This window comes from Pilimelia anulata (assembly GCF_014647895.1).
Taxonomy (GTDB): domain Bacteria; phylum Actinomycetota; class Actinomycetes; order Mycobacteriales; family Micromonosporaceae; genus Pilimelia; species Pilimelia anulata.
Window position 1 is genome coordinate 314618 of record NZ_BMQB01000004.1, and the last position, 23212, is coordinate 337829.

The following is a 23212-nucleotide window of genomic DNA, read 5'->3' on the forward strand; positions in this document are numbered from 1 at the left end:
GCCCGGTCCGACCCCCGCCCAGCGTGTCAGGCGACGCGGAACGTCCGCGCCATCTCCTCGAAGATCTTCTTGCTCTCGTCGAACCGCTCCTCGGGGACGGTGAGGTAGAACGAGTACGCCTGCCCGTTCACGGTCACCGCCCGCCATAGGCCGTGCCGCATCCGGTCGCCGCTGCCGCAGGTGTACTCCAGCTCGGCGGTCCGCCGCTTGCCCTGGCCGGCGCTGCGCAGGCCGAGCCGGGCGTACGGGTCGGCGCAGGTGGCCGTGCGGCGCAGGCCGGACTCGGCGATCTCCATGAAGCGCAGCGGGTCGGCGTCGGCCCGCTCGACCAGGATGCGGATCTTGCGCTGGTCGTCCCGCGGGTCGGCGAAGTCGACCCAGTTGCCGGCGCTGCTGCGCCGCCAGCCGCGGGGGACGTTGACGTTCACGCCCCGCTCGTCGTACCGCTGGGTGGCGAACTGGGCGGCGACCGGCGCGGGCCGGTTCATCCGCACGCTCGGCGCCCCGTCGTCGCCGTCGAAGACGGCCACCGCGCCCGCGATGAGCAGCAGGCCGGCGACGCCCGCGGCGGCGGCCAGCCGGGTCTGCCGGGAGGACCGGCGCACGGCGCGCACGGCCCGGCCGGCGAACGGCCGGACCCGGGCGCCGAGCCCGGCGTCCGCGGCGGCCCGGCCCGGCCCGGCGCCGGCCGGGCGGGTGCGCGGGATGCGGGTGAGCTGCCCGGTCGTCCGGGTGATCGGCTCGGGCGTCGGCGCGGGGTGCGCGCCGGTCGGGACGTCCACCACCGGGGCGGCGGTCGGCCGGGCCGGCGCGGTCCGGCCGCTGCGGACCCGCTCGGCCAGCGACTCGCCGGGGCCGAGCATCGCCCGGCCGCCGATCCCGCCGCCGGGCTTCGCCGGCGCCTCGGGCGCCGGGCGGCCGCGGCGGATGCTGGTCATCCGCTGGGCGGGCACGACGGCGTACGGGTCGGTCTGGGCGAACGCCGGCGCGGTGCTGGCCAGCGCCCCGGCGAGCAGTTCGCGCAGGGTGCTGCGGGCCTCGTCGACGGTGGTCCGGCGGCTCGGGTCCTTCTCCAGCAGCCCCATCAGCACGCCGCCGAGCGGGCCGGCGCGCAGCAGCGGCGCCGGCGGCTCCTCGACGACGGCGTGCATGGTCTCGATCGGGTCGCCGCGGTCGAACGGCGGCCGCCCCTCCACCGCCGTGTAGAGCGTCACGCCGAGCGAGAACAGGTCGCTGGGCGGTCCGAACGACTGCCCGATCGCCCGCTCCGGTGAGATGAAGTGCGGCGAGCCGAGGACCATGCCGGGCGTGGTGAGCTGCGCCCCGGTCGGCATGTGCGCGACACCGAAGTCGGTCAGCACGCACCGGCCGTCGGCGGCGATGAGCACGTTGGCCGGCTTGACGTCGCGGTGCAGGATGCCGGCGGCGTGCGCGACCTCCAGCGCGCCGAGCAGCGCGATGCCGGTCTTGGCGACGGCGCGCGGGGCGAGCGGCCCGTCCCCGACGATGATGTCGGCGAGGCTGCGCGCGTCCAGCAGCTCCATGATGATCCAGGGCCGGTCGTGCTCGGTGACGACGTCGTACACCTGGACTACCGACGGGTGGGACAGGCAGGCCGCGGCCCGCGCCTCGCGCAGCGTGCGGGCGTACATGGCCTCGCGGTCGCTGGCGGCCATGCTGGCCGGCGGCACCACTTCCTTCACCGCGACGTCGCGGTGCAGCAGGGTGTCGGTCGCCTGCCAGACCGTGCCCATGCCGCCATGGCCGATCACCGCACGCACGGTGTACCGGCCGCCAATCGTCGTCCCGGGCGCGGTGCGCCCGTTCCAGGTCGGGATCTGAGTCAAGGAGAACGCCGCCGGTTCACGAGTGGGACTGAGGGGTCGACCGCAGGGGGTGCACGCGCGCCCGGTCCACATTCTCACCGCGCCCGGGACCCGGCGCCAACGGGCCCGCGCCCGTGTCGCTGAATTGTGTCACCACCGACGGTCCGCGGGCGAGCCCGCAAAGCGGGGCGAGTGGTACACGGTGGTGGCAAGGGTGACGAGCGGGCGACACCCGATCAGCACGCGACACGATGAGAGTGCCCCCAGTGGTGACAGCGGACACACGCACAGGGTACAACCGGCGGCCCGCGCGCCGGGTGACGGCCGCGGTCGATGTCCGCGGCGGGGCGGCGGCCGCCGGGCCTACGATCAGCCCATGAGCAGTGGCCCGCAGCGCGGCAGTGAGTCCGGTTTTCCCATTCTGCCGGTCTACTCCGCGGACGACGCCCCGGCCGAGCCGGACCTCGGTGCGCCGGGTGAGTACCCGTACACGCGCGGTGTGTACCCCACCATGTACACGTCCCGCCCGTGGACGATGCGCCAGTACGCCGGCTTCGGCACCGCCGCCGAGTCCAACGCGCGGTACCGGCAACTGCTCGCCGCCGGCACGATGGGCCTGTCCGTCGCGTTCGACCTGCCGACCCAGATGGGGTACGACAGCGACGAGTCGATCGCGCACGGTGAGGTCGGCAAGGTCGGCGTCGCCATCGACTCCGTCGAGGACATGCGGGTGCTGTTCGCCGGCATCCCGCTGGACCGGGTGTCCACCTCGATGACCATCAACGCGCCCGCGGCCGTCCTGCTGCTGCTCTACCAGCTCGTCGCCGAGGAGTCCGGTGTGGCCGGTGACCAACTCTCCGGGACGATCCAGAACGACATCCTCAAGGAGTACATCGCCCGCGGCACGTACATCTTCCCGCCGAAGCCGTCGCTGCGGCTGGTCGCGGACACCTTCGCCTACTGCCGGGCGGAGATCCCGCGGTGGAACACCATCTCGATCTCCGGGTACCACATGGCCGAGGCCGGCGCCTCGCCCGTGCAGGAGGTGGCGTTCACCCTCGCCAACGGCGCCGAGTACGTCCGCGCCGCCATCGCCGCCGGCCTCGGCGTGGACGACTTCGCGCCCCGGCTGTCCTTCTTCTTCGTCGCCCGGACCACGCTGCTGGAGGAGGTGGCCAAGTTCCGCGCCGCCCGGCGGATCTGGGCCAGGCTGATGCGGGAGGAGTTCGGCGCCCGCAACCCGAAGTCGTGGATGCTGCGCTTCCACACCCAGACCGCCGGCGTGCAGCTCACCGCGCAGCAGCCGGAGGTGAACCTGGTCCGCGTGGCCGTCCAGGGGCTCGGCGCGGTGCTCGGCGGCACCCAGTCACTGCACACCAACTCGTTCGACGAGGCCATCGCCCTGCCCACCGAGAAGGCCGCCCGGCTCGCCCTGCGCACCCAGCAGGTGCTCGCGTACGAGACGGACCTCACCGCGACCGTCGACCCGTTCGCCGGCTCGTACGTGATCGAGTCGATGACCGACACGATCGAGGCGGCGGCGCTGGCGCTGATGACCCGGGTGGCCGACTTCGGCTCCGCGGTGTCGGCGATCGAGTCCGGGTTCCAGAAGCGGGAGATCGAGTCCTCGGCGTACCGGATCGCGCAGGAGATCGACGCCGGCGACCGGGTGGTGGTCGGGGTGAACCGGTTCACCGTCGACGTCGAGGAGCCGTACGAGCCGCTGCGGGTCGACCCGGCCATCGAGGCGGCCCAGGTCGGGCGCCTGACGGCGCTGCGCGCCGACCGGGACGGCGCGGCCGTCGAGTCGGCCCTGGGCGCGCTGCGCAAGGCGGCCGAGGGGACCGACAACGTGCTGTATCCGATGAAGGACGCATTGCGGGCGCGCGCCACCGTCGGTGAGGTCTGTCACGCACTGCGCGCGACGTGGGGGTTGTACCAGCCGGCCGATCACTTCTGAGCCTGCCCCGAAATCAGGTGCGATTCGGTCCGAACTGGGTAGGTTGCGGGAGTGCGGTGGCGCTGCGCGCCGGTGTCCGGTTATCGACAGCCATCCGGGTGGGCGGGCACGTTTGCGCCGGTCGTGGCACGGTGGAACCGATCGGGACACGCGTGTCGCCGTACGGCGCTGCGTCGTTGAGGAGGTGCTGTGGCAGCGATCAGCGACGCCGCCGGAGCCGACCCGCGCTTCCCGACGCCACCGACCGCCGTCCGCGCGCGTGCGCGCAACGACAGCGCCGCCCGGTACCGCACCCGACCATCGCTGGCGGTCGCCCGCGATGAACCCACCGCGTCGACGGCGCGTGGGGCAGGAGAGGACGCCCCCCGGCCATCGGCCCCCGTTCACCGAGATCGAGATGCCATCGTGACCACTGCGCTCACCAGGTCTTCCGGCGATGCCGGAAATGCTCTCACCAGATCGTCCGGCGATGCCGGAAATGCCCGCACCAGGCCGTCCGACGCCGCGTCGCACAGGGGCGACGGCGCGCCGCCCGGGCCCGGCGACGCCGCCCGCGCCCCGCGGCCGGACGCCGCGATGCTGCTCGGCCGCGAGCCCCGCGCCGGCCGGCCGCCGGTGGACCCGCTCCGGGAGCAGATCGACACCTGGCTCGCTACGCACAGCGAGGAACTGATCACCGTACGCCGGCACCTGCACGCCCACCCGGAGCCCTCGCGGTCGGAGTTCGAGACCGCCGCGCTGATCGCCCGCGAGCTGGCCGTCGCCGGCCTGACCCCGCGCCTGCTGCCCGCCGGCAACGGCGTGATCTGCGACATCGGCGCCGGCGACCGGATGATCGCGCTGCGCGCCGACCTCGACGCGCTGCCGTTGCAGGACGCCAAGGAGGTGGCGTACCGGTCGACCGTCCCGAACGTCACCCACGCCTGCGGCCACGACGTGCACACCACGGTCATGCTCGGGGTGGCCCGGGTGCTGGCCCTGCTCGACGCCGCCGGCGCGCTGCCCGGCCGGGTGCGGATGCTGTTCCAGCCGGCGGAGGAGTGCTTCCCGTCCGGCGCGCCCGACGTGATCGCCGCCGGCGGCCTCGAGGGCGTCACCGGCGTGTACGCCCTGCACTGCGCCCCGCAGCTCGCCGTCGGCACCGTCGGCGTCCGGTCCGGCCCGTTCACCGCGGCGGCGGACACCGTCGAGGTGATCCTGCACGGCAAGGGCGGGCACACCGCCCGGCCGCACGTCACCACCGACCTCGTCCAGGCCCTCGGCCGGGTCATCGTCGACGTGCCGTCGCTGCTCGGCCGCCGGGTCGACCCGCGGGCCGGGCTGTCGATGGTCTGGGGGACCGTCCGGGCGGGCGAGGCGTTCAACGCCATCCCCGGCGTCGGCACGGTCCGCGGCACGCTGCGGGTGCTCAGCCGGGACGCCTGGCACGGCGCGCCCCAGCTCATCACCGAGCTGGTCGAGGCGGCCGTCGCCGGCACCGGCGCCCGGGCGACCGTGAACTACGTCCGCGGCGTCCCGCCGGTGATCAACGACCACCGGGCGAACGCGATCATCGCCGGCGCGGCCGGCGCGGTCCTCGGCGCCGAGCGGGTGGTCGAGGCCGAGGTCAGCATGGGCGGCGAGGACTTCTCGTTCTACCTGGAGCAGGTCCCCGGCGCGATGATCCGGCTCGGCACGGCCGCGCCGGGTACCGAGGGCGCGCTCGACATCCACCAGCCCGGCTTCGACGTGGACGAGCGCGCCATCGGCGTGGGCGTCCGGGTCATGGTCCGGACGGCGGTCGCCGCGCTGGCGGGCGTCCACTGAACTCGATCGGGGGATCCGGCGGCGACGAACCGCCCGTTCCGCGCCACCGGATCTCCCGATCGTCAGCTCACCCCGCGGGGGGCGCGTCCGCGCCGGGCGCGGGTGCCCCCTCCGGTGCCGCGGCCGCCGACCGGACCGGTGCCGCGGGCGGTACCGCCGCCGCGGCCGGTGTCGCCACCGGGGCCGTCGCCGCGGCTGGTGTCGCCGGTGTCGCCGGCTGGGGGTCGGCGGTGGCCGGCGGGAGCGCCGTACGGCGGGCGCGGCGGCGCAGCAGCAGCACCACCAGCAGCCAGATCGGCACGCCCAGCACCAGCAGCCACGGCGCGACCGCCCCGAGGACCGTCGCCAGCACGCCCAGCGACGCCAGCAGCGCCCGCCATCCCGCGCCCAGCCCGGCCAGGAAGCCCGGCGCGCCGGGCTCGTCCGGCCGCGCCGCCGTACCGCGCAGCTCCAGCGTGATCGTGGCCAGCGCCGTCCGGTCGGCCAGCCGCCGCTGCCGGGCCTGGAGCGCCGCCAGTTCGGCCTCCCGGCGGGCCAGCTCGCCCTCGATCGACACCAGCTCGCCGACCGACCGCGCCCGGGCCAGCAGCGCCCGGGTCCGGTCGACGCTGGCCCGCTGGCTGGCCAGCCGGGCGTCGACGTCGACCACCTCCTCGCTGACGTCCTCCGTGCCGATCTCCCGGTGCTCCTCCCGGCCGACCCCGGCCACCCGGTCCAGCAGCTCGTCGAACCGGGCCGCCGGCACGCGCAGGGTCACCGTCGCCCGCGAGGCCGCGCCCGCGTGGCTGCGGCTGTCGCCGCCGGCGTACCCGCCGGCCGCCCGGGCCGCCGCGATCGCCCGGTCCGCCGCGGCGCCGACCCCGGCGCCGTCCACGCGGACCGTCACCGTCGCCGTCCGCACCACGCTGCGCTGGTCGGCCACGCCCGCCGCCGACAGCGGCGGCGCGCCGCCGGGCCGGCCCTTCGCGCCGCCGTCCGGCGCCGGGGCGGCCTCGCCCGCGAAGTCCCGGGCCGGGCCCACCGTGCTGCGGGACGGTTCGTCGGCCGTACAGCCGGCCAGCAGGACGGCCGCCGCGCCGATCAGCGCCAGGCCGGACACTCGTCGTACGTTCATCATCACTCCCCGATCGCCCACCACCCCGATGGGACGCCGGGCGGGTGGCCGGGCGTTCCGGCAAACTGGTCGAATGGGTAACAACTCGATGACGGTCGACGAGCTGTACCTGACGCCGCCGGACCGGTTCGTCGCCGCCCGCACCGCCGCGGCCGCCGCCGCCCGGACGGCCGGCGACCCGGCCGGGGCCCGCGAGCTGGCCGCGCTGCGCCGCCCGACGGTCGCCGCCTGGCTGGTCAACCACCTCGCGCTGCGCGACCCGGACGCCGTCGCCGCCCTCGACCCGCTCGCCGACCGGCTGCGCGCCGCGCAGCGGGCCCGCGACGGCGACGCGCTGCGCGACCTGGCGGGGGAGCGGCGGCGGGTGGTCGGCGGACTGGTCCGGCGGGCGGCGGCGCTGGCGGTGGAGGCCGGCGCGGCGCGGCCGGCGGCGGGGGCGCTGGCCGAGGTCGAGGCGACGCTGCAGGCGGCGCTGCTGGACGGGGAGGTCGCGGCGGCGGTCCGGACGGGGCGGTTGCAGCGGTCGGCGAGCCACTCGGGCTTCACCGACGTACCGCGCCCGGCCCTGCACGCGGTCCCCGACCCGCCCGCTCCGGCCGACCGGGCCGCCGCGGGCGGCGAGCGCGCCCCGGCGGCGCCCGACCGGACGACCCGGCCGCGCGCCGTCGCCGCGCCCGCGGAGCCGGACACCGCGGTTCCCGCGGCGGCGGCGGACGGCGCCGCACCGGCACCGGCACCGACAGCGGCGGCGGACGGCGCCGTCGCGGTTCCCGACGACGCCGTCGTGACGCCGGCGGCGGCCGCGGGGGACGACGAGGCCGCGCGGGACGAGGCCGCGCGGGACGAGGCCGCGCGGGCGGCCGAGTACGACGCGACGCTCGCCGCGCTGACCGCCGCCCGCCGGGCCGAGGACGACGCCGCCCGCGCGCTCGCCGACCTCGACGCCCGGCTGGGCGAGCTGCGCCGGGCGGCCGAGCGCCTCCAGCACGAGCGGCTCGCGGCCGTCACCGAGCGGGACCGCACGCGCCGGGACCGGCGGGAGATCCAGGCACGCCTGGGCAAACTGGACTGAGTCCGCAGTGGATCGCCCGCGGCGGAAAGCGATATCGACCACCGTCACGGGTTATCCGGGCCCGGGCGGGGCAGAATCGGCGCGTGACGCCCGAACACGCCGCCGCGATCAGCCGGTCGGCCATCCACTACCTCGGCGACGCGTTCACCGAGTGCCCGGTGACGGTCCGCCGGGCGCGGCAGCGCGGGCTGAGCGGCTGGTCGTACCACGTGGCCAGCCGCGGCGGCGTCCTCGGCGACGTCGCCGCCGGGACGATCACCGCCGCCCTCGGCATGCTCAGCCCCGAGCTGGTCGGCGACGCCTGGGAGTACGCCCGCCGGCTGCTGCCGCCGCTGGAGGTCGCCGCGCAGCGCGCCGCCGAGTGCTGCCGGTGGGGCAGCGAGCAGCTCGACCGCTTCCCCGGCGTGGGCCGGCTGGTGGCGCTGTCCGGCGAGCTGGTGGCGTCGGCCGACGGCACCGGGATGCCGCTGTTCGCCGCCTGGCGCGCCCACCCCAGCCCGGACGTCACCCCCGGCGCCCGGGCGGCCGTCCAGCTCAACCTGCTGCGCGAGCACCGGCGGGGGGCGTACCTGATCGCGGTCCGGGCGTCCGGGCTGACGCCGGTGGAGGCGCTGGTGGCGGGGCCGGACGGGGAGGCCGCGGCGGCGTCCTGCGGCTGGGCCGGCCCGTACCCCGACCCGGGGCCGCTGATCCGCCGCCGGATGTGGCTGGAGGCGGTCACCGACCGGCTGGCCGGGCAGCCGTTCGCGGCGCTGCGCCCGGCGGAGCGGGCGGAGCTGGTGGACCTGCTCGACGAGGCCGCCGCCGCCCACTTCGACACCCCCGCGACGCCCTGACCGCCCCGCCGCACCACCGGCTCGCCACCACCCACCCCCGCCGGCGCCCACCCCGCCTGCCACCGCCCGCCCTCCGGGACCGGAAAATCGGGGGACAGCGGGTCGGGGCGGGGGTTCAATGGCGGGCATGGAGCTACCCGCCGGCTGGACCCTCGACCGGCCCGGGGACGCCGACACCGCCGCGCTGACCGAGCTGGTCCGCGCCTGCGACGTCGCCGCCCTGGGCCACCCCGACTCGACCGAGGACGACGTCCGGGAGATGCTCGGCTCCCCGCACACCGCGCCCGCGGCCGACCACTGGCTCGTCCGGGACGGGGCCGGGGCGATCGTCGGCTGGGGCTTCCTGGAGAGCCGGCAGGGCGGGCAGCGGGAGCAGGTCGAGGTGTTCGTCGATCCCGCCCGCGGCGGGCCCGCCCGGGCGGCGCTGCTGGACCTGGTCGTCGCGCGCGGCGCCGACCGGGCCGCCGCCGCGGGGCGCGGCGGGGTGCTGCGGGCCTGGCTGTACCCCGGCGAGGAGGCGTACCGCGAGCTGCTCGCCGGCGCCGGCTTCGCCGAGGTCAAGCGGTACGCCCGGATGCGCGGCGCGGTCACCCCCGCCCCGGCGGTCCGGGCGCCGGGCGTGGCGGTCCGCCCGCTGCGCGCCGACGACGAGGACGACCTGCGGGCCTTCCACCGGGTCCTGGACAGCGCGTTCCGGGACACCGGCGACTACGAGCCGGAGGAGTACGCCGACTGGCGCCGCCGGATGGCCGCCCTGCCCCGGATCGACTGGGACGAGTGGCTGGTCGCCGAGGTCGACGGCGCCGTCGCCGGCGTGCTCCAGGGCGCCCCGCCGACCGAGGGCGACGAGGGCTGGATCCGCAACCTGGCCGTGCTCGCCGAGTACCGCGGCCGGGGCGCGGCCAAGGCGCTGCTCGCGGCGTCGTTCGCCGGCCACGCCGCCAAGGGCCGGACCCACGCCGGCCTGGGCGTGGACCTCACCAACCCGACGGCGGCGTACCGGCTGTACGAGGCGGTCGGCATGCGCCCCTCGTTCGAGGCGGTGGCGCTGGAGCGCCGGCTGCCGTAGCGCCGACCGCCCGCCGGGCGCCGGCGGTCAGGGGTGGGGCGTGCTGGTCGGGCGGGTACGCAGGGCGGCGACGTAGTCGTCCGGCGCGCCCGCCTTCTCGGCGGCGTTGGCGATCTCGGACAGGTACCAGGCGGTCGGCATGCCGCCCTCGTACCCGTTGAAGACGTACACCCACGCCGACTGGTCGCCGTCGAGCGTCGCGACCCGCACCGTCAGCTTCCGGTACGCGCCGGCCGCCACGCCCTCGACCTCGTCGAGTTGGGCGGCGTCCCAGGGATGGACGTCGTACAGGGCCACGAAGACCCGGTCGTCGGGCGACTCGGCCACCGTGGTGACCGCGCCCTCCCAGCCCATCTCGCCGTCGCCGGCGAAGGTGAGCCGCCAGTTGTCCAGCCACCCCACCCCGACCATGGGCGAGTGCGGACAGTACGCGCGCATGCGCGCGGGGTCCAGGTTTGAGCCGTAGGCGGCGTACAGGCGCACGGCAGTGACGATAGCTCGCCGGCGGGGCCCGGGAGAAGTAAGGGACAATGGCTCCGCGCGTGTCGACCCGCCGGGCCGGGGGAATCCGTACCCGGGATCGCCCGTCCGGCGCCGGTCGGCGGGCGGCGTCCGGCGGGCGGACAGTGGTCCGGCGGGGGCACAATGCGCGAGGGCGCGCGCCGACGGCCGGCGCCGCGCGGGAGGAGCGGGCGTGACGCAGATCGTGATCATCGGCGGTGGGCCGGCCGGGTACGAGGCGGCGCTGGTGGCCGCCCAGCTCGGGGCGGCGGTCACCGTCGTCGAGGCCAGCGGCGCCGGCGGGGCCTGCGTGCTGTCCGACTGCGTGCCGTCCAAGACGTTCATCGCCAGCTCGGACGTCGTCACCGGGTACCGCAACACCGAGTCCCGCGGCGTGTACGCCGGCGGCACCGCGGCCGTCCGGGTGGACGCCGACATCGTGCACGCCCGGGTGCACAGCCTCGCCCTGCACCAGTCCGCCGACATCCACACCAAGCTGGTCAAGGCGGGCGTCGAGGTCGTCGCCGGCGTCGCCCGGCTCGGCGAGGACACCCTCGGCCACAACCACCGGGTCCGGGTCAACCCGCACGACGGCGAGCCGTACACCCTCGACGCCTCGACCGTCCTCATCGCCACCGGCGCCACCCCGCGGGTGCTGCCGACGGCCGCGCCGGACGGCGAGCGCATCCTCGACTGGCGCCAGCTCTACGAACTGCCGGACCTGCCCGAGCACCTGATCGTCGTCGGCTCCGGCGTGACCGGCGCCGAGTTCGCCAGCGCCTACCTGGCGATGGGCGTGGCCGTCACGCTCGTGTCCAGCCGGGACCGGGTCATGCCGCACGAGGACGCCGACGCCGCGATGGCGATCGAGCGGGTGTTCCGCGACCGCGGCATGACCATCCTGAACAACTCCCGGGCCGCCGCGGTGGCCCGCACCGGCGACGGCGTGGCCGTCACGCTCGCCGACGGCGCGGCCGTCGCCGGCTCGCACGCCCTGATCGCGGTCGGCTCGGTGCCGAACACCGCCGAGCTGGGCCTGCCCGAGTACGGCGTGAAGCTGCTGGACAGCGGCCACGTCGCGGTCGACCGGGTGTCCCGGACCAACGTCCCCGGCATCTACGCCGCCGGCGACTGCACCGGCGTGCTGCCGCTGGCCAGCGTCGCCGCCATGCAGGGCCGGATCGCGATGTGGCACGCGCTCGGCGAGGCCGTCTCGCCGCTGCGGCTGCGGACCGTCGCCGCGAACGTCTTCACCGACCCCGAGCTGGCCACCGTCGGCGTCTCGCAGAACGAGGTCAACGCGGGCGTGGTACCGGCTCGGGCGGTGATGCTGCCGCTGGACGGCAACGCGCGGGCGAAGATGGCCGACATCACCGACGGCTTCGTGAAGCTGTTCTGCCGCCCGGCCACCGGCCAGATCATCGGCGGCGTGGTGGTGGCGCCGAAGGCGTCGGAGCTGATCCTGCCGATCACGATGGCGGTGGAGAACGGCATGACCGTCGACCAGCTCGCCCACACGATCACGATCTACCCGTCGGTGTCCGGCTCGATCACCGAGGCGGCCCGCCAGTTGATGCAGCACGTGACGGAGTAGCGGGCGAGCGTCGCCCGGCCGGTGCGCCGGCTGCGGCCCCGGCCGGCGGGGCGGGTCACCAGCCGGAGGGCAGGGGCTCGCCCTCGGCGTAGCCGGCGGCGGACTGGACCCCGACGACGGCCCGCTCCCGGAACTCCGCCAGCGACGCCGCCCCCGCGTACGTGCACGCGCTGCGCAGCCCCGCCACGATCGCGTCGAGCAGGTCCTCGACCCCGGGCCGCCGCGGGTCCAGGTACATCCGCGCCGCCGAGATGCCCTCGTCGAAGTACGCCTTCCGCGCCTGCTCGTACGCCGAGTCCTCGGCCGTCCGGGCGGTCACCGCGCGGGCCGAGGCCATCCCGAAGCTCTCCTTGTACCGCCGCCCGTCCGGATCGGTGTACAGGTCGCCCGGCGACTCGTACGTCCCCGCGAACCACGACCCGACCATCACGTTGGACGCGCCCGCCGCCAGCGCCAGCGCCACGTCCCGCGGGTGCCGCACCCCGCCGTCGGCCCAGATCCGCCCGCCGCGGGCCCGGGCGGCCGCCGCGCACTCGCGGACCGCCGAGAACTGTGGCCGCCCCACCCCGGTCATCATCCGGGTCGTGCACATCGCCCCCGGCCCGACGCCCACCTTCACGATGTCGGCCCCGGCGTCGAGCAGGTCGGCGACGCCCGCGCCGGTGACCACGTTCCCGGCCACCACCGGTACGGCCGGGTCCAGCCCGCGCACGGCCCGCAGCGCCTCGACCATCCGCTCCTGGTGCCCGTGCGCGGTGTCCACGACCAGCACGTCCGCGCCGCCGGCGAGCAGCGCGGCGGCCCGCGCGGCGATGTCCCCGTTGATCCCCAGCGCCGCCCCGATCCGCAGCCGCCCGCCCGCGTCGAGCGCCGGCGCGTACAGCGTCGCCCGCAGCGCCCCGTCCCGGGTGAGCAGCCCGACGAGCACCCCGTCGCGGTCCACCACCGGCGCGAGCCGGTGCCGCCCGGCCGCCAGTAGGTCGTACGCCCGCGCCGGCGGCGTCCCCGCCGGGATCGTCACCAGCGGCGCCGAGGCGACCCGGCCCACGCTGGCGAACCGGTCCACGCCCGCGCAGTCGGCGTCGGTGACCACCCCGACGGGCCGCTGCCCGGCGTCCACGACGACCGCGGCCCGGTGCGCCCGCTTGGGCAGCAGGTTGATCGCCTCGCCGACGGTGGTGTCCGGGGCGAGCGTGATCGGCGTCTCGTGGACGGCGTCCCGTCCCTTCACCCAGTCGATCACCCCGGCGACGACGTCGAGCGGGATGTCCTGCGGCAGCACGGCCAGCCCGCCGCGCCGGGCGACGGTCTCGGCCATCCGCCGCCCGGCCACCGACGTCATGTTGCTGACGACGATCGGCACGGTGGTACCGCTGCCGTCGTCGCTGGCCAGGTCGACGTCGAGGCGGGAGGCGATGGCGGACCGGCCGGGGGCCAGGAAGACGTCGCCGTAGGTCAGCTCATGGGTCGGCACGCTGCCGTCGAGAAACCGCACACCCCATCCTGCCCCCACTCCGCCGAATCCCGCGCCCGATCCGCCCGCTCACCAACAGGTACCGCAGCGCCCGAATGGGGGCTCGACCCGACCGGGCAGAAACGAGGGCGGCGGCGTTCGTCCGAGGACGGTGGGCGGACCCTCGTACGGGTCCTCGGGGTTCGCGCGGACACGCCAACAGTCAACGGCTGTGTCCTCGCTGATGAGGCAGACCAGCGACATGCCGTCGTACGGCGGGATGCGGACACCGGCGTAGTCGCGCACCATGGGGGCCGCTTCGTAGAGTGGCCCCTCCAACTGGGTGATCTCGTACGACGGATCCAGGCGCTGAATGACCCCGAACGCGTCCGTCGGGTAATTGCCGCGCGGAGCGCAGTGGCGCACCCAGCCGATGAGGCGCATGACATGGCGTCGCTCGACCGGATCCTTTTCGACCTTCACATCGAGGATTCGCCCGGAGTTTCGCTCACCTGGCCGGCAACCCGTGGCGTCCGCCATCGCGGGATCCGGCGCCGCGCCCACGGACGCGACCAGCACGAGCAAGGCTCCGAGTATCCGCGCGAGTCGGCTGGGACCTCGCCATGGCCGATCCTCCGTACCGGAGTCGCAGGTCATCGAGTGTTCAGTGCGTTTTGGCACGCTCGTCCTCCGGTGAGTCGGCACTGTTCGGCCAGCGGGTGATCGTGTTTGCTTTGCTAGGAAGCGGTGTGGGCGCGGTCGGTCGGGCTGAGCAGGCCCGAGCCGCCGATGGCGAACCCCAGCGCGAACCTCGTGTTCACCTGCATCCGGTCCATCAGCGCCCGGAGCGTGTACTGCACCGTCCGCGCGCTGATCCCCAGCGTCCGGGCGATCCCCTGGTCCGTCTGCCCCTGCATCAGCAGGATCACGATCGCCTTCTCCCGCTCGGTCAGCGGCGCCGGCCCGCGCTGCGTCCGGCCGTACTCCTCCGCCTTGTCGAACGCCCGCAGGTACATCGCCACCAGCGCCTCGACCACCGCCGGCTGCTGCACCTCCACCGCGCCGACCGAGAGGTCGCTGGGGTCGAGCGGGAGGATCGCCACCCGGCGGTCCGCGATCATCAGCTTGGTCGGCAGGTCGAGGGCGAGCCGGGAATCCGAGCCGGCCGAGTCCAGCGCGGCCGAGTGGGCGTCGACGCGCTCGCTGCTGTTGCCGGGGTGGCCGAGCGTGGTGAGGCGGACGCCGCGGTCGAGCATCGCCAGGTCGTGCGGTGCGGCGGCGGCGATGGCGTCGTCGGTGAACACCGGCTCCGGGTTCATGGACAGGTACTCGTGGTCGACCGTCACGGACAGGTCCGCCAGCCGGGTGCGGGCGGCGTCGCGGCCGTGGTGGGTGCGGACGCCGAGGCGGCCCACCGGCAGGTCGGCGGGGAGGCCGGCGGCGAGCAGGACGGCGCCGTGGCCGGTCCGGGAGGCGTCGTCCTGGCGGGCCTTGGCCCGCTGGTACCCGGTGCTCAGGTGCCGGTCGCGCAGCGCCGGCAGGAAGTCGTCGGGGTCGGCGGCCCGCCAGGTGCGGGAGCGGCCGCCGGGGGTGGTGAGGCCGCGGATGGCGTGCAGGGCGGCGAGTTCGTCGCGGGCCCGCTCGACGCGGCCGGCGGTGAGGCCCAGCCGCAGCCGCAGGCCGGTCTCGGACTGCGCGCCGGTGGTGGCGAGCGTCCGGTACACGAGGTCGGCGTCGGGGGTGGCACCGTACCGGGTCAGGACCGGTACGACGCGGTCGGCAACCGCGCCCCTCCCGGAGTCATCCACCGTCGTCGCCATGTCACCCGTAGCCTACGAGATGTCCGCCCCGCCGCCCATGGCCCGGGCAAGCCGCGCTCAGCCGGGCCCGCCCCAGCCCCGGCGGCCACAGTGGCCGGTGTAGCCGGGTCCGCCCCAGCCGGTGAACGCGGTGCCGTTGCCCTCGATCCGTGCGCGCATCTCTCGTCCCTCCGTGACCCCTGTGGGGCCGCTGCGCGGGCCGTCCGTCAACCCCCGTGGCTGGCGGGCCGGCCCGTGCGGCGGCGTACCCATAGGTTCGCCGGTGGGCGGCGGCGGGAGAACGGTTCCGCGCGGTGGGCGGGCGCGATTGCGCATTCTCGCAACGAGGTCGAGCGCATAAGGCGTGGATCGGACAGTACGATGTGGTGCGGATCACCCGTCGTGGTCCGGGTCACGCCCGGTCCGGCGGGGCCGCGTGGAGACCGCGGGTCAGCCGGTGATCGTGGCGAGGATGGCGCCCGCGGTGACCGTCTCGCCGACCGCCGCGGCGAGGTTGCCGACCGTACCGGCCCGGTGCGCGGTGATCGGCTGCTCCATCTTCATCGCCTCCAGGACCACGATCAGGTCGCCCTCGGCGACGGTGTCCCCGTCCGCCACGGCGATCTTCACGATCGTCCCCTGCATCGGCGAGGTCAGCGCGTCGCCGCCGGCCGCCGCGGCCGGCTTGCCGCCGCCGGCCCGGCGCGGCGCGGGGCGGCCCGCCGGTCGGGTACCCCCGCCGAAGCCCGCGGGGAGGCTCACCTCGAGTCGCTTGCCGCCGACCTCGACCACGACGGTCTCCCGCGGCCCGGCGGCCGCCCCGGCCGCGGCCGGGGCGGCGAACGGCGGGACGCCGCCGGCCCACTCGGTCTCGATCCAGCGGGTGTGCACGCGGAACGGCGCGTCGGTGAAGGCCGCGTCCCGGACGACCAGCCGGTGGAACGGCAGCGCGGTGGCCATGCCGTCGACGACCATCTCGTCCAGCGCCCGGCGGGACCGCTCCAACGCCTCCTGCCGGGTCTCGCCGGTGACGACGACCTTGGCCAGCAGCGAGTCGAAGTTGCCGCCGACGACGCTGCCGGACTCGATCCCGGTGTCCACCCGCACGCCCGGGCCGGCCGGCAGCCGCAGCGCGGTGACCGTGCCCGGCGCCGGCAGGAAGCCGCGGCCGGGATCCTCGCCGTTGATCCGGAACTCGATCGAGTGGCCGCGCGGCGCCGGGTCCTCGGTGTGCCGCAGGGGCTCGCCCGCGGCGATCCGGAACTGCTCCCGGACCAGGTCCACGCCCGCGGTCTCCTCGGTCACCGGGTGCTCGACCTGGAGCCGGGTGTTGACCTCGAGGAACGACACCGTGCCGTCGGCGCCGACGAGGTACTCGACCGTGCCGGCGCCGTGGTACCCGGCCTCGCGGCAGATCGCCTTCGCCGACTCGTGGATGGCCTTGCGCTGGGCGTCGGTGAGGAACGGCGCGGGTGCCTCCTCGACCAGCTTCTGGTGCCGGCGCTGGAGCGAGCAGTCCCGGGTGCCGACGACGATCACGTTGCCGTGGGTGTCGGCCAGCACCTGCGCCTCGACGTGCCGGGGGCGGTCCAGGTACCGCTCCACGAAGCACTCGCCGCGGCCGAACGCGGCCACCGCCTCGCGGGTCGCGCTGTCGAACAGCTCGGGGATCTCCTCGACCGTCCGGGCGACCTTCAGGCCGCGGCCGCCGCCGCCGAACGCCGCCTTGATCGCCACCGGCAGGCCGTGCTGCCGCGCGAACGCCACGATCTCGCCCGCGTCGGTGACCGGCTCCGGCGTACCGGGGACCAGCGGCGCGCCGGCGCGCTGCGCGATGTGCCGGGCGGTGACCTTGTCGCCCAGGTCCCGGATCGCCTGCGGCGTCGGGCCGATCCAGGTCAGGCCCGCGTCGAGGACGGCCCGGGCGAAGTCGGCGTTCTCGGCCAGGAAGCCGTACCCCGGGTGCACCGCGTCGGCGCCGGCCCGGCCGGCGACGTCGATCAGCTTGTCGATCCGCAGGTACGTCTCGGCGGCGCTGTCGCCGCCCAGCGCGTACGCCTCGTCGGCCAGCGTGACGTGGGGGGCGTCCCGGTCGCTGTCGGCGTACACGGCGACGCTGCCCAGCCCGGCGTCGCGGCAGGCGCGCACCACCCGAACAGCGATTTCACCGCGGTTGGCGATCAGGACCTTGCGCACGCCGTACTCCTCCCCGTGGGCTCCGCGCGGAGTCTACGCGGTGGCCGGCGCCCACAGGGACGTGATCGGGGTGCCCAGTTCGGCCAGCAGGACGCGCAGCAGCGGCAGCGACAGGCCGATCACATTGCCGTGATCGCCGTCGATGCCCTCGATGAACGGCGCGCTGCGCCCGTCCAGCGTGAACGCGCCCGCGACGTGCAGCGGCTCGCCGGTGGCGACGTACGCGTCGATCTCCGCGTCAGTGACCTCGGCGAACCGCACGGTGGTCGCGGCGACCCGGCCGACCCGCCGGTCGGCGGCCAGGTCGGTGAGGCTGTGCCCGGTGTGCAGGACGCCGCTGCGCCCGCGCATGGCCCGCCAGCGGGCCCGGGCGTCGTCGGCGCCGGCCGGCTTGCCCAGGATCGCGCCGTCGAACGCCAGCACCGAGTCGCAGCCGAGGACCAGCGCCGCCCGGGTACCCAGCGCGCGCAGGCGGGCCGCGACCGCGGCGCCCTTCAGCTCGGCGAGGGTGCCGGCGACGGTGTCCGGGTCCGACAGCGGGACGGTCGACTCGTCCACCCCGCTCACCACCACCTCGGCGGCGATGCCGGCCGCGCGGAGCAGGCCGAGGCGGGCGGGGCTGGCGGAGGCGAGTACGAACCGGGTCACACCGCCAGAACCTACCGGTCCGCGTCGTCCGGCCCCGCCCCGCCCGCCGCCGGGCAGCAGTCCGGGCCGTGGTCGGCGGGGGCGGCGCGGCAGCGGCGGGCCAGCAGGGCGAGGGCGCCGGCGGCGACGGTCACGATCGGTACGGCCCACCAGCCGAGCGCCCACCGGTCCGGCGCGAGCGGCCACGCGGCCGCCCGGGCGGCCGCCCCGGGTCCGGCGGTCGGGCCGGGTCCGGTGGCCGGATCCGGCCCGGCGGTTGCCGTCGGCGGCGCGGTGGCCGCCGCGGGGCCGGCCGGCGGGCCGTTCGGGTCGGGTGGGGCGGTGAGGGCGCGCAGCAGGTCGAGGGCGCCGTGGCCGTACTCCGGGTCGCGGCCGGGCGGGCCCCGGTCGACGGCCGTACCGGTCAGGCGCGCGGCCACCCCGTCCGCGGTGAGCTGCGGGTACCGCGCCCACACCAGCGCCGCCGCGCCGGCGACGACCGCCGCCGCGACCGAGGTGCCGCTGAGCCGCTGGTACCGGCCGCCGGGCGCGGTCGTCCGGACGTCCACGCCCGGCGCGGTCAGCGCCAGCTCGGGGCCGGCGACCGACAGCGGCGCGCGGGCCGCCGCCGGACCGGTGGCGCCGACGGCCAGCACGCCGGGGTACCGGGCCGGCGCCACCACGACGACGTCGGCCGGCCGGTTGCCGGCGGCGGCCACCACGAGGACGCCCCGGGCGGCGGCCGCCGCGGCGGCCCGGGCCAGGTCGCGCGACGGTCCGACGCTGCGGGAGACGTTGACGATCCGCGCGCCCCGGTCGACGGCGTACCCGATCGCCCGGGCGACCGGGCGCTCGTCGCCGGGGCGCCCCGGCGCGGACGTGCGCAGCGGCAGCAGCCGGGCCAGCGGGGCAACGCCGCCGGGTCCGGCGATCACGCCGGCCATGCCGGTGCCGTGGCCCTCGGCGTCGGCCGCGGCGTCGCCGGCGCCGGTGAGGTCGGCGCCGGGGAGGAGGTTGGCGGCGAGGTCGGGGTGGCGGTCGACGCCGCTGTCGACCACGGCGACGGTCACGCCGGCGCCGCGGGTGAGGCGGTGGGCGGCCTCGGTCCGCAGCGCGGCGAGGTGCCACGTGCCGGGTGCGCCGCGCTGAGTGGTGGTCGGTGCCGCGGCGGCAGGCATCGGGCCGGTTGGCGCCGCGGTGTGCGGTGCCGCGGCCGCGGCACCCGCGGTGGCCAGTGCCATGGCCGCGAGCCACGCAGCCGGGCGGGCGCCCGGATTCACCACCGTCGCCTCGATGGTCGCCCTGTTCGCCGCCGACCGGTGTGGGCGGGGTGGCGGGTCACCGGTTCAGGCCGATCGCCGGGCCGGGGTCGATCGGCGGCGGTTCGCCGGGGTCCTCGATCACGCCGCTGCGGTGCGGCGGCACCCTCCACTGCGGACCCTGCCGCGGGTACAGCGGCCGCCGCGCCGATTCCCCGCCGGCCACGGCCCCGGCGCCGCCCGGGATCGCGCCGGTCGGCGGCAGGCCCGGGACGGTGCCCGGCGGCCATCCGGCGGCGCCACCCGCCCCGCCAAGAGGGGTTCCGTGCGGACCGGCACCGGCCGGGCGCCCGGGTGGCGGTGCGCCGATCACCCCGCCGACCGGGTTCACCTGCCGCGCCGGGGTCGCCTGCGGCGGGTCGGCGCCGGTCACGGTACCGATCACGCCGGGTACCGCCCGCGGCCCCGCGCCGCTCCCGCCCCCGCCCGGCCGTCCGGGCCACGCCGGCGGCCGGCCGGGGCCGCTGCCCGGCGGCCGCTCGCCGCCACCCGGCCACGGTCCGGAGCCCGGCGGCCAGCCCGGCCCACCGCCCGGCGGCCAACCCGGCGGCCGGCTGCCGGGCGGCACCGACGGACCGGGCCACCCGCCCGGCGGCGCCGAACCGCCGGGGACCCCGCCGCCACCCCCGGGGACCACCCCGCCGGGTGATCCCCCGTCAACCGGCCCGCCACCGCCGACAACCCCGCTCAGCTCGGGACCGCCGTCGCCGCCCGGGTGGACGGTCGCCACCGGGATCACCGGCGGGATGGTCGGCGGGCGGACCGGCCGGTGGTCGGCCGGCAGGGGCAGGGCCAGCGGGGCGTTCTGCCGGTACGGGCTCGGCCGCCGCAGCGCGAACCGCGCCGCGACCAGCTCGTTGCTCAGCCGCCCCATCAGCTCCCGCGCCCGCGCGTCCAGCGCCGCCCGCAGGACGGCGTCCGGGTCCGCGCCGGGCGCCGCCGCCGGGCCGGGCCGGGCGGGGTACCGGGCGTGCAGCTCGCCCAGCTCCCGCTGGGCCACCCCCAGCGCCGTCGTCGTCGCCGCGGTCACCGAGAGGTTGGCCGCGGCGACGTCCCGGGTCCCCCGCATGTGGTCGATCAGGTAGTCCAGGTGCGCGGCGTACCCGGCGGCGGCGGTACTGCGCGCCGGCGGCCACGCGGCCACCAGGTCGGCGCGCACCGCGCGCAGCGCCGCCAGGTGCGCCTCGGTCAGCTCGACGATCCGCCGCCAGCCGGCGACCTGCCGCCACTGCGGCTCGCACCGGTGCCCGGCGAGCATCGCCCACATCGCGGGGGTGTCGTACCGGGCCCAGTCGGTCACGCCGGGGTCGCTCACGCCGACCCCCGGCCGGTGGGGAACGCTGCGGCGGCGCGGGCGTCGGCGGCGGCGTAGCGCGCGCCCGCCCGCTCCGCGGCCGCCGCGAGGCCGCTGCTGCGGTTGGCGTAGTCGTGCACCTGGTCGACGGTCCGGGCCTGCGCGTCCCGGTGCGCGCCGAGCAGCCCGACCAGCTCGCGGAACTCCGCGGCCGGCGGCGGGAGGTCCACGGCCAGTTCGGCACCGACGGCGACGAGCTGGGGTACGTACTGCCGCTCGACCTCCGCCCGCAGCGCCGCGGCCAGCTCGCCCAGCCGGCCGGGGTCCACCCGGATGCCGTCCCCCGTCGCCATCCCGGTGCCTCCCCGCCCCCCGACGATGTCACCCGCGAGGGTACTTCCCGGCCCGCGATCGCGCCGTCCCGATCAGCGGGGGTCGGGGCCCGGGTTCACTGTGGCCGGCCGGACCGGCGCCACCCGCCCGGCCCGCCGCGCGCGGGGCGCGGCCGGGCGCTCGCGGCCCAGGCCGACCGCGCGGCCGGCGGCGCGGGGGCGGGCGCGGCACGCGTGATCAGTACGCCCACCAGCGCCGCCACCTCGGCGGGCGTGGGCGTGCCGCGGACGATCCGCAGGGATCGATCGGGGTCGGGCCGGTCCTGCTCGGTCACCGGCCCAGCATAGGGTTCGCCGCCGCCGTGGCGGTGCGTGGCGCCGCTCACATACGGTGCGTAAGGTGCCTGCCCGCGCGCGCCCCGGCGGGTGCGGCCGGGTACGGTCGTCGGGATGTCCCCTGCGCAGTCCCAGATCGTCGCCGACCGGTATCGCCTCGTCGAGCCGCTCGGTCAGGGCGGCATGGGCAGGGTCTGGATGGCCCGCGACGAGCTGCTGCACCGCGACGTGGCCATCAAGGAGTTGATCCCGCCGTCCGGGCTGACCGAGGACGAGCGGCAGGAGATGCGCGAGCGCACGCTGCGGGAGGCCCGGGCGATCGCCCGGTTCAACCACCCGAACGTGGTGCGCATCTTCGACATCCTCCGGACCAACGGCGACCCGTGGATCGTCATGGAGTACGTCGCCTCCCGCTCCCTGCAGGACGTCATCGGGCAGGACGGCCCGCTCTCGGTCGAGCGGACCGCCGACATCGGCATGGGCATGCTGGCCGCGCTGCGGGCCGCGCACCGGGCCGGCGTGGTGCACCGCGACGTCAAGCCCGGCAACGTGCTGCTCGGCAACGACGGCCGGGTGGTGCTGACCGACTTCGGCCTGGCCACGGTCCCCGGCGACCCGGTGGTCACCCGGACCGGCCTGGTCCTCGGCTCGCCCGCCTACATCGCGCCGGAGCGGGCGCACGACGGCACGGCCGGCCCGGAGGCCGACCTGTGGTCGCTGGGCGCCACGCTGTACGCGGCGGTGGAGGGGCAGTCGCCGTACTCGCGCCCGTCCGCCATCGCCACCCTCGCCGCGCTGGCGACCGAGCCCCCCGCCCCGGCCCGCCGGGCCGGGCCGCTCAAGCCGGTGCTGAACGGCCTGCTCCGCAAGGACCCGGTCCAGCGGATCGACGCCGAGGCCGCCGAGCGGCTGCTGCGCCGCGCGGTCGGCCGCAAGCAGCGGACCAGCCTCAGCATGCTGCCGGGCGTCCGCCGGACCGTCGGCGACCGGACCACCGCGCTGCCCGCCGTGGAGCCGCGGCTGCCGGCCGCGCGCACGCCCGCGCCGACCGAGCCGCCGGCCACGACCGACGGCGCCCCGACGACGATGCTGGGCGGCGCCCCGGCCGCGGCGCGCGGGCTGGTCGTGGACCGGTCGGCCGCGCCCGAGTCCGCGGGCACCACCGTGATCGGCGACGCCCCGGCCGGGCCGCCCGCCCCGGCGCCGCGCACCGGCGGCGCCGACAAGGGCAAGCGGCCGGCCGGCAAGGGCGGCAAGAAGGGCAGGAAGTCCGGCAACCGCAAGCCGCCGCCCGCCGGCCCGCCGGCCCCGCCGCCGGAGCCGCCCGCGCCGCCGCCGTCGTTCGGCGCGCGGCTGGGCCGCCGGGTGGCCGTCGGGGGGGAGCTGGTGGTGCTGGCCGGCAGGGCCGCCGCCACCGCGGTCCGCCGCCGGCCGGTGGCGGCCGTGGCCGTGGTGGTCGTCGTCGCCGTACTGGCGGTGGCCGCCGTACTGCTGCTGCGCCCCGACAGCGGGCCGGGTGCCCGGCCCGGCGCGCCGGGCACGCCGCAGGCGACCGCGACCGGTGGCCCGTCCGGCGGGCCGACCGGGACGCCCGGCGCCAGCACGGCCCCGCCGGCGACCGCGCTGCCGGTGCCGGCCGGCTGGACGACGTACCGGGGCCGCGGCTACAGCCTGGCCATCCCCGCGGGGATGAGCCGGCAGTCCGAGGGCGAGGTCACGCTCCTGCGGGAGACCGGCGGGGCGTACCGGTTCGTGCGGATCCAGGAACTCGACTCGCGGGTGACCGACCCGGTGGCGTACTGGCAGCGGGAGATCCCGCGCCAGCGCGCCCAGTACGGCGGCTACCGCGAGCTGGGCGTGCGCCGGGTGGACTTCCGGTCCGGCGCGGCCGACTGGGAGTTCACGTACGAGGACAACGGGCGCAACCACGTGATCCACCGCGTGTTCACCACCGGCGGCCGGTCGTACACGCTGATGTGGCTGGCGGCGGACCGGCTGTGGCCGCAGAACCGCACCGGCCTGGACATCATGGCCGGCTCCTTCCGCGCCAACTGACCGGCGGCGCCAACTGGGCGCCG

Annotated in this window: 19 protein-coding genes; 7 read left to right on the plus strand and 12 right to left on the minus strand. The window is 77.1% G+C overall.

The window, feature by feature from the left end; genetic code table 11:
• Nucleotides 1-26: 26 nt before the first annotated feature.
• A complete protein-coding gene (locus IEY94_RS11620) occupies nucleotides 27-1847 on the minus strand; it encodes a serine/threonine-protein kinase (protein WP_189170115.1) in 1821 nt (606 codons plus the stop codon).
• A 355-nt stretch (nucleotides 1848-2202) separates the two neighbouring features.
• Between IEY94_RS11620 and IEY94_RS11625 the strand changes: the two genes are divergently transcribed.
• The gene (locus IEY94_RS11625; RefSeq protein ID WP_189170116.1) at nucleotides 2203-3786 is read left to right on the plus strand and encodes an acyl-CoA mutase large subunit family protein; all 1584 of its coding nucleotides are present in this window, start codon (nucleotides 2203-2205) and stop codon (nucleotides 3784-3786) included.
• 576 nt (nucleotides 3787-4362) lie between these two features.
• Nucleotides 4363-5592 carry an amidohydrolase gene (locus tag IEY94_RS11630; protein WP_189170117.1) on the plus strand — a complete coding sequence of 410 codons (1230 nt, stop codon included), beginning with the start codon at nucleotides 4363-4365 and terminating at the stop codon, nucleotides 5590-5592.
• Nucleotides 5593-5659: 67 nt separating this feature from the next.
• Here IEY94_RS11630 and IEY94_RS11635 read toward each other — a convergent pair whose 3' ends face one another.
• Nucleotides 5660-6706: a DUF4349 domain-containing protein gene (locus IEY94_RS11635; RefSeq protein WP_229783645.1), complete on the minus strand. Its 1047-nt coding sequence runs from the start codon at nucleotides 6704-6706 to the stop codon at nucleotides 5660-5662.
• Between the two features lie 73 nt (nucleotides 6707-6779).
• Here IEY94_RS11635 and IEY94_RS11640 point away from each other — a divergent pair, with 73 nt between their 5' ends.
• From IEY94_RS11640 to IEY94_RS11650, 3 genes are all read left to right on the plus strand, one after another.
• Complete coding sequence (locus tag IEY94_RS11640; RefSeq protein WP_189170118.1) at nucleotides 6780-7778, plus strand: hypothetical protein; 999 nt, start codon at nucleotides 6780-6782, stop codon at nucleotides 7776-7778.
• Between the two features lie 83 nt (nucleotides 7779-7861).
• The gene (locus IEY94_RS11645) at nucleotides 7862-8614 is read left to right on the plus strand and encodes an SCO6745 family protein (protein WP_189170119.1); all 753 of its coding nucleotides are present in this window, start codon (nucleotides 7862-7864) and stop codon (nucleotides 8612-8614) included.
• A gap of 127 nt (nucleotides 8615-8741) precedes the next feature.
• Nucleotides 8742-9683, plus strand: a complete 942-nt coding sequence (locus IEY94_RS11650) for a GNAT family N-acetyltransferase (RefSeq protein ID WP_189170120.1) — start codon at nucleotides 8742-8744, stop codon at nucleotides 9681-9683.
• A 27-nt stretch (nucleotides 9684-9710) separates the two neighbouring features.
• Here the strand turns inward: IEY94_RS11650 and IEY94_RS11655 are convergent, their stop codons facing one another.
• On the minus strand, nucleotides 9711-10166 hold the full coding sequence (locus IEY94_RS11655) for a gamma-glutamylcyclotransferase (protein ID WP_189170121.1): 456 nt from the start codon (nucleotides 10164-10166) through the stop codon (nucleotides 9711-9713).
• 211 nt (nucleotides 10167-10377) lie between these two features.
• Here IEY94_RS11655 and IEY94_RS11660 point away from each other — a divergent pair, with 211 nt between their 5' ends.
• Nucleotides 10378-11778 (plus strand): NAD(P)H-quinone dehydrogenase, encoded by a 1401-nt coding sequence (locus IEY94_RS11660; RefSeq protein ID WP_189170122.1) that lies wholly within the window; start codon nucleotides 10378-10380, stop codon nucleotides 11776-11778.
• A gap of 55 nt (nucleotides 11779-11833) precedes the next feature.
• Here IEY94_RS11660 and IEY94_RS11665 read toward each other — a convergent pair whose 3' ends face one another.
• From IEY94_RS11665 to IEY94_RS11705, 9 genes are all read right to left on the minus strand, one after another.
• A complete protein-coding gene (locus IEY94_RS11665) occupies nucleotides 11834-13273 on the minus strand; it encodes a GuaB1 family IMP dehydrogenase-related protein (protein WP_189170123.1) in 1440 nt (479 codons plus the stop codon).
• Between the two features lie 48 nt (nucleotides 13274-13321).
• A complete protein-coding gene (locus tag IEY94_RS11670; RefSeq protein ID WP_189170124.1) occupies nucleotides 13322-13816 on the minus strand; it encodes a hypothetical protein in 495 nt (164 codons plus the stop codon).
• 152 nt (nucleotides 13817-13968) lie between these two features.
• Nucleotides 13969-15051, minus strand: coding sequence for a helix-turn-helix transcriptional regulator (locus IEY94_RS11675; protein ID WP_189170125.1), 1083 nt, complete (start codon nucleotides 15049-15051; stop codon nucleotides 13969-13971).
• A gap of 429 nt (nucleotides 15052-15480) precedes the next feature.
• Nucleotides 15481-17226 (minus strand): acetyl/propionyl/methylcrotonyl-CoA carboxylase subunit alpha, encoded by a 1746-nt coding sequence (locus IEY94_RS11680; RefSeq protein ID WP_189170126.1) that lies wholly within the window; start codon nucleotides 17224-17226, stop codon nucleotides 15481-15483.
• 33 nt (nucleotides 17227-17259) lie between these two features.
• On the minus strand, nucleotides 17260-17874 hold the full coding sequence (locus IEY94_RS11685) for a Maf family protein (protein WP_189170127.1): 615 nt from the start codon (nucleotides 17872-17874) through the stop codon (nucleotides 17260-17262).
• A gap of 11 nt (nucleotides 17875-17885) precedes the next feature.
• Entirely contained in the window at nucleotides 17886-19031 is a 1146-nt protein-coding gene (locus IEY94_RS11690; RefSeq protein ID WP_189170128.1) for a S8 family serine peptidase, read from the minus strand.
• Between the two features lie 160 nt (nucleotides 19032-19191).
• On the minus strand, nucleotides 19192-20487 hold the full coding sequence (locus IEY94_RS11695) for a hypothetical protein (RefSeq protein ID WP_189170129.1): 1296 nt from the start codon (nucleotides 20485-20487) through the stop codon (nucleotides 19192-19194).
• Complete coding sequence (locus IEY94_RS11700) at nucleotides 20484-20819, minus strand: hypothetical protein (RefSeq protein WP_189170130.1); 336 nt, start codon at nucleotides 20817-20819, stop codon at nucleotides 20484-20486. The genes IEY94_RS11695 and IEY94_RS11700 overlap by 4 nt, the downstream gene beginning before the upstream one ends.
• Before the next feature lie 95 nt (nucleotides 20820-20914).
• Nucleotides 20915-21133, minus strand: coding sequence for an acyl-CoA carboxylase epsilon subunit (locus IEY94_RS11705; protein ID WP_229783647.1), 219 nt, complete (start codon nucleotides 21131-21133; stop codon nucleotides 20915-20917).
• Nucleotides 21134-21248: 115 nt separating this feature from the next.
• On the opposite strand from IEY94_RS11705, the gene IEY94_RS11710 reads away from it, so the two are divergent.
• A complete protein-coding gene (locus IEY94_RS11710) occupies nucleotides 21249-23189 on the plus strand; it encodes a serine/threonine-protein kinase (protein ID WP_189170131.1) in 1941 nt (646 codons plus the stop codon).
• Nucleotides 23190-23212: the final 23 nt, after the last annotated feature.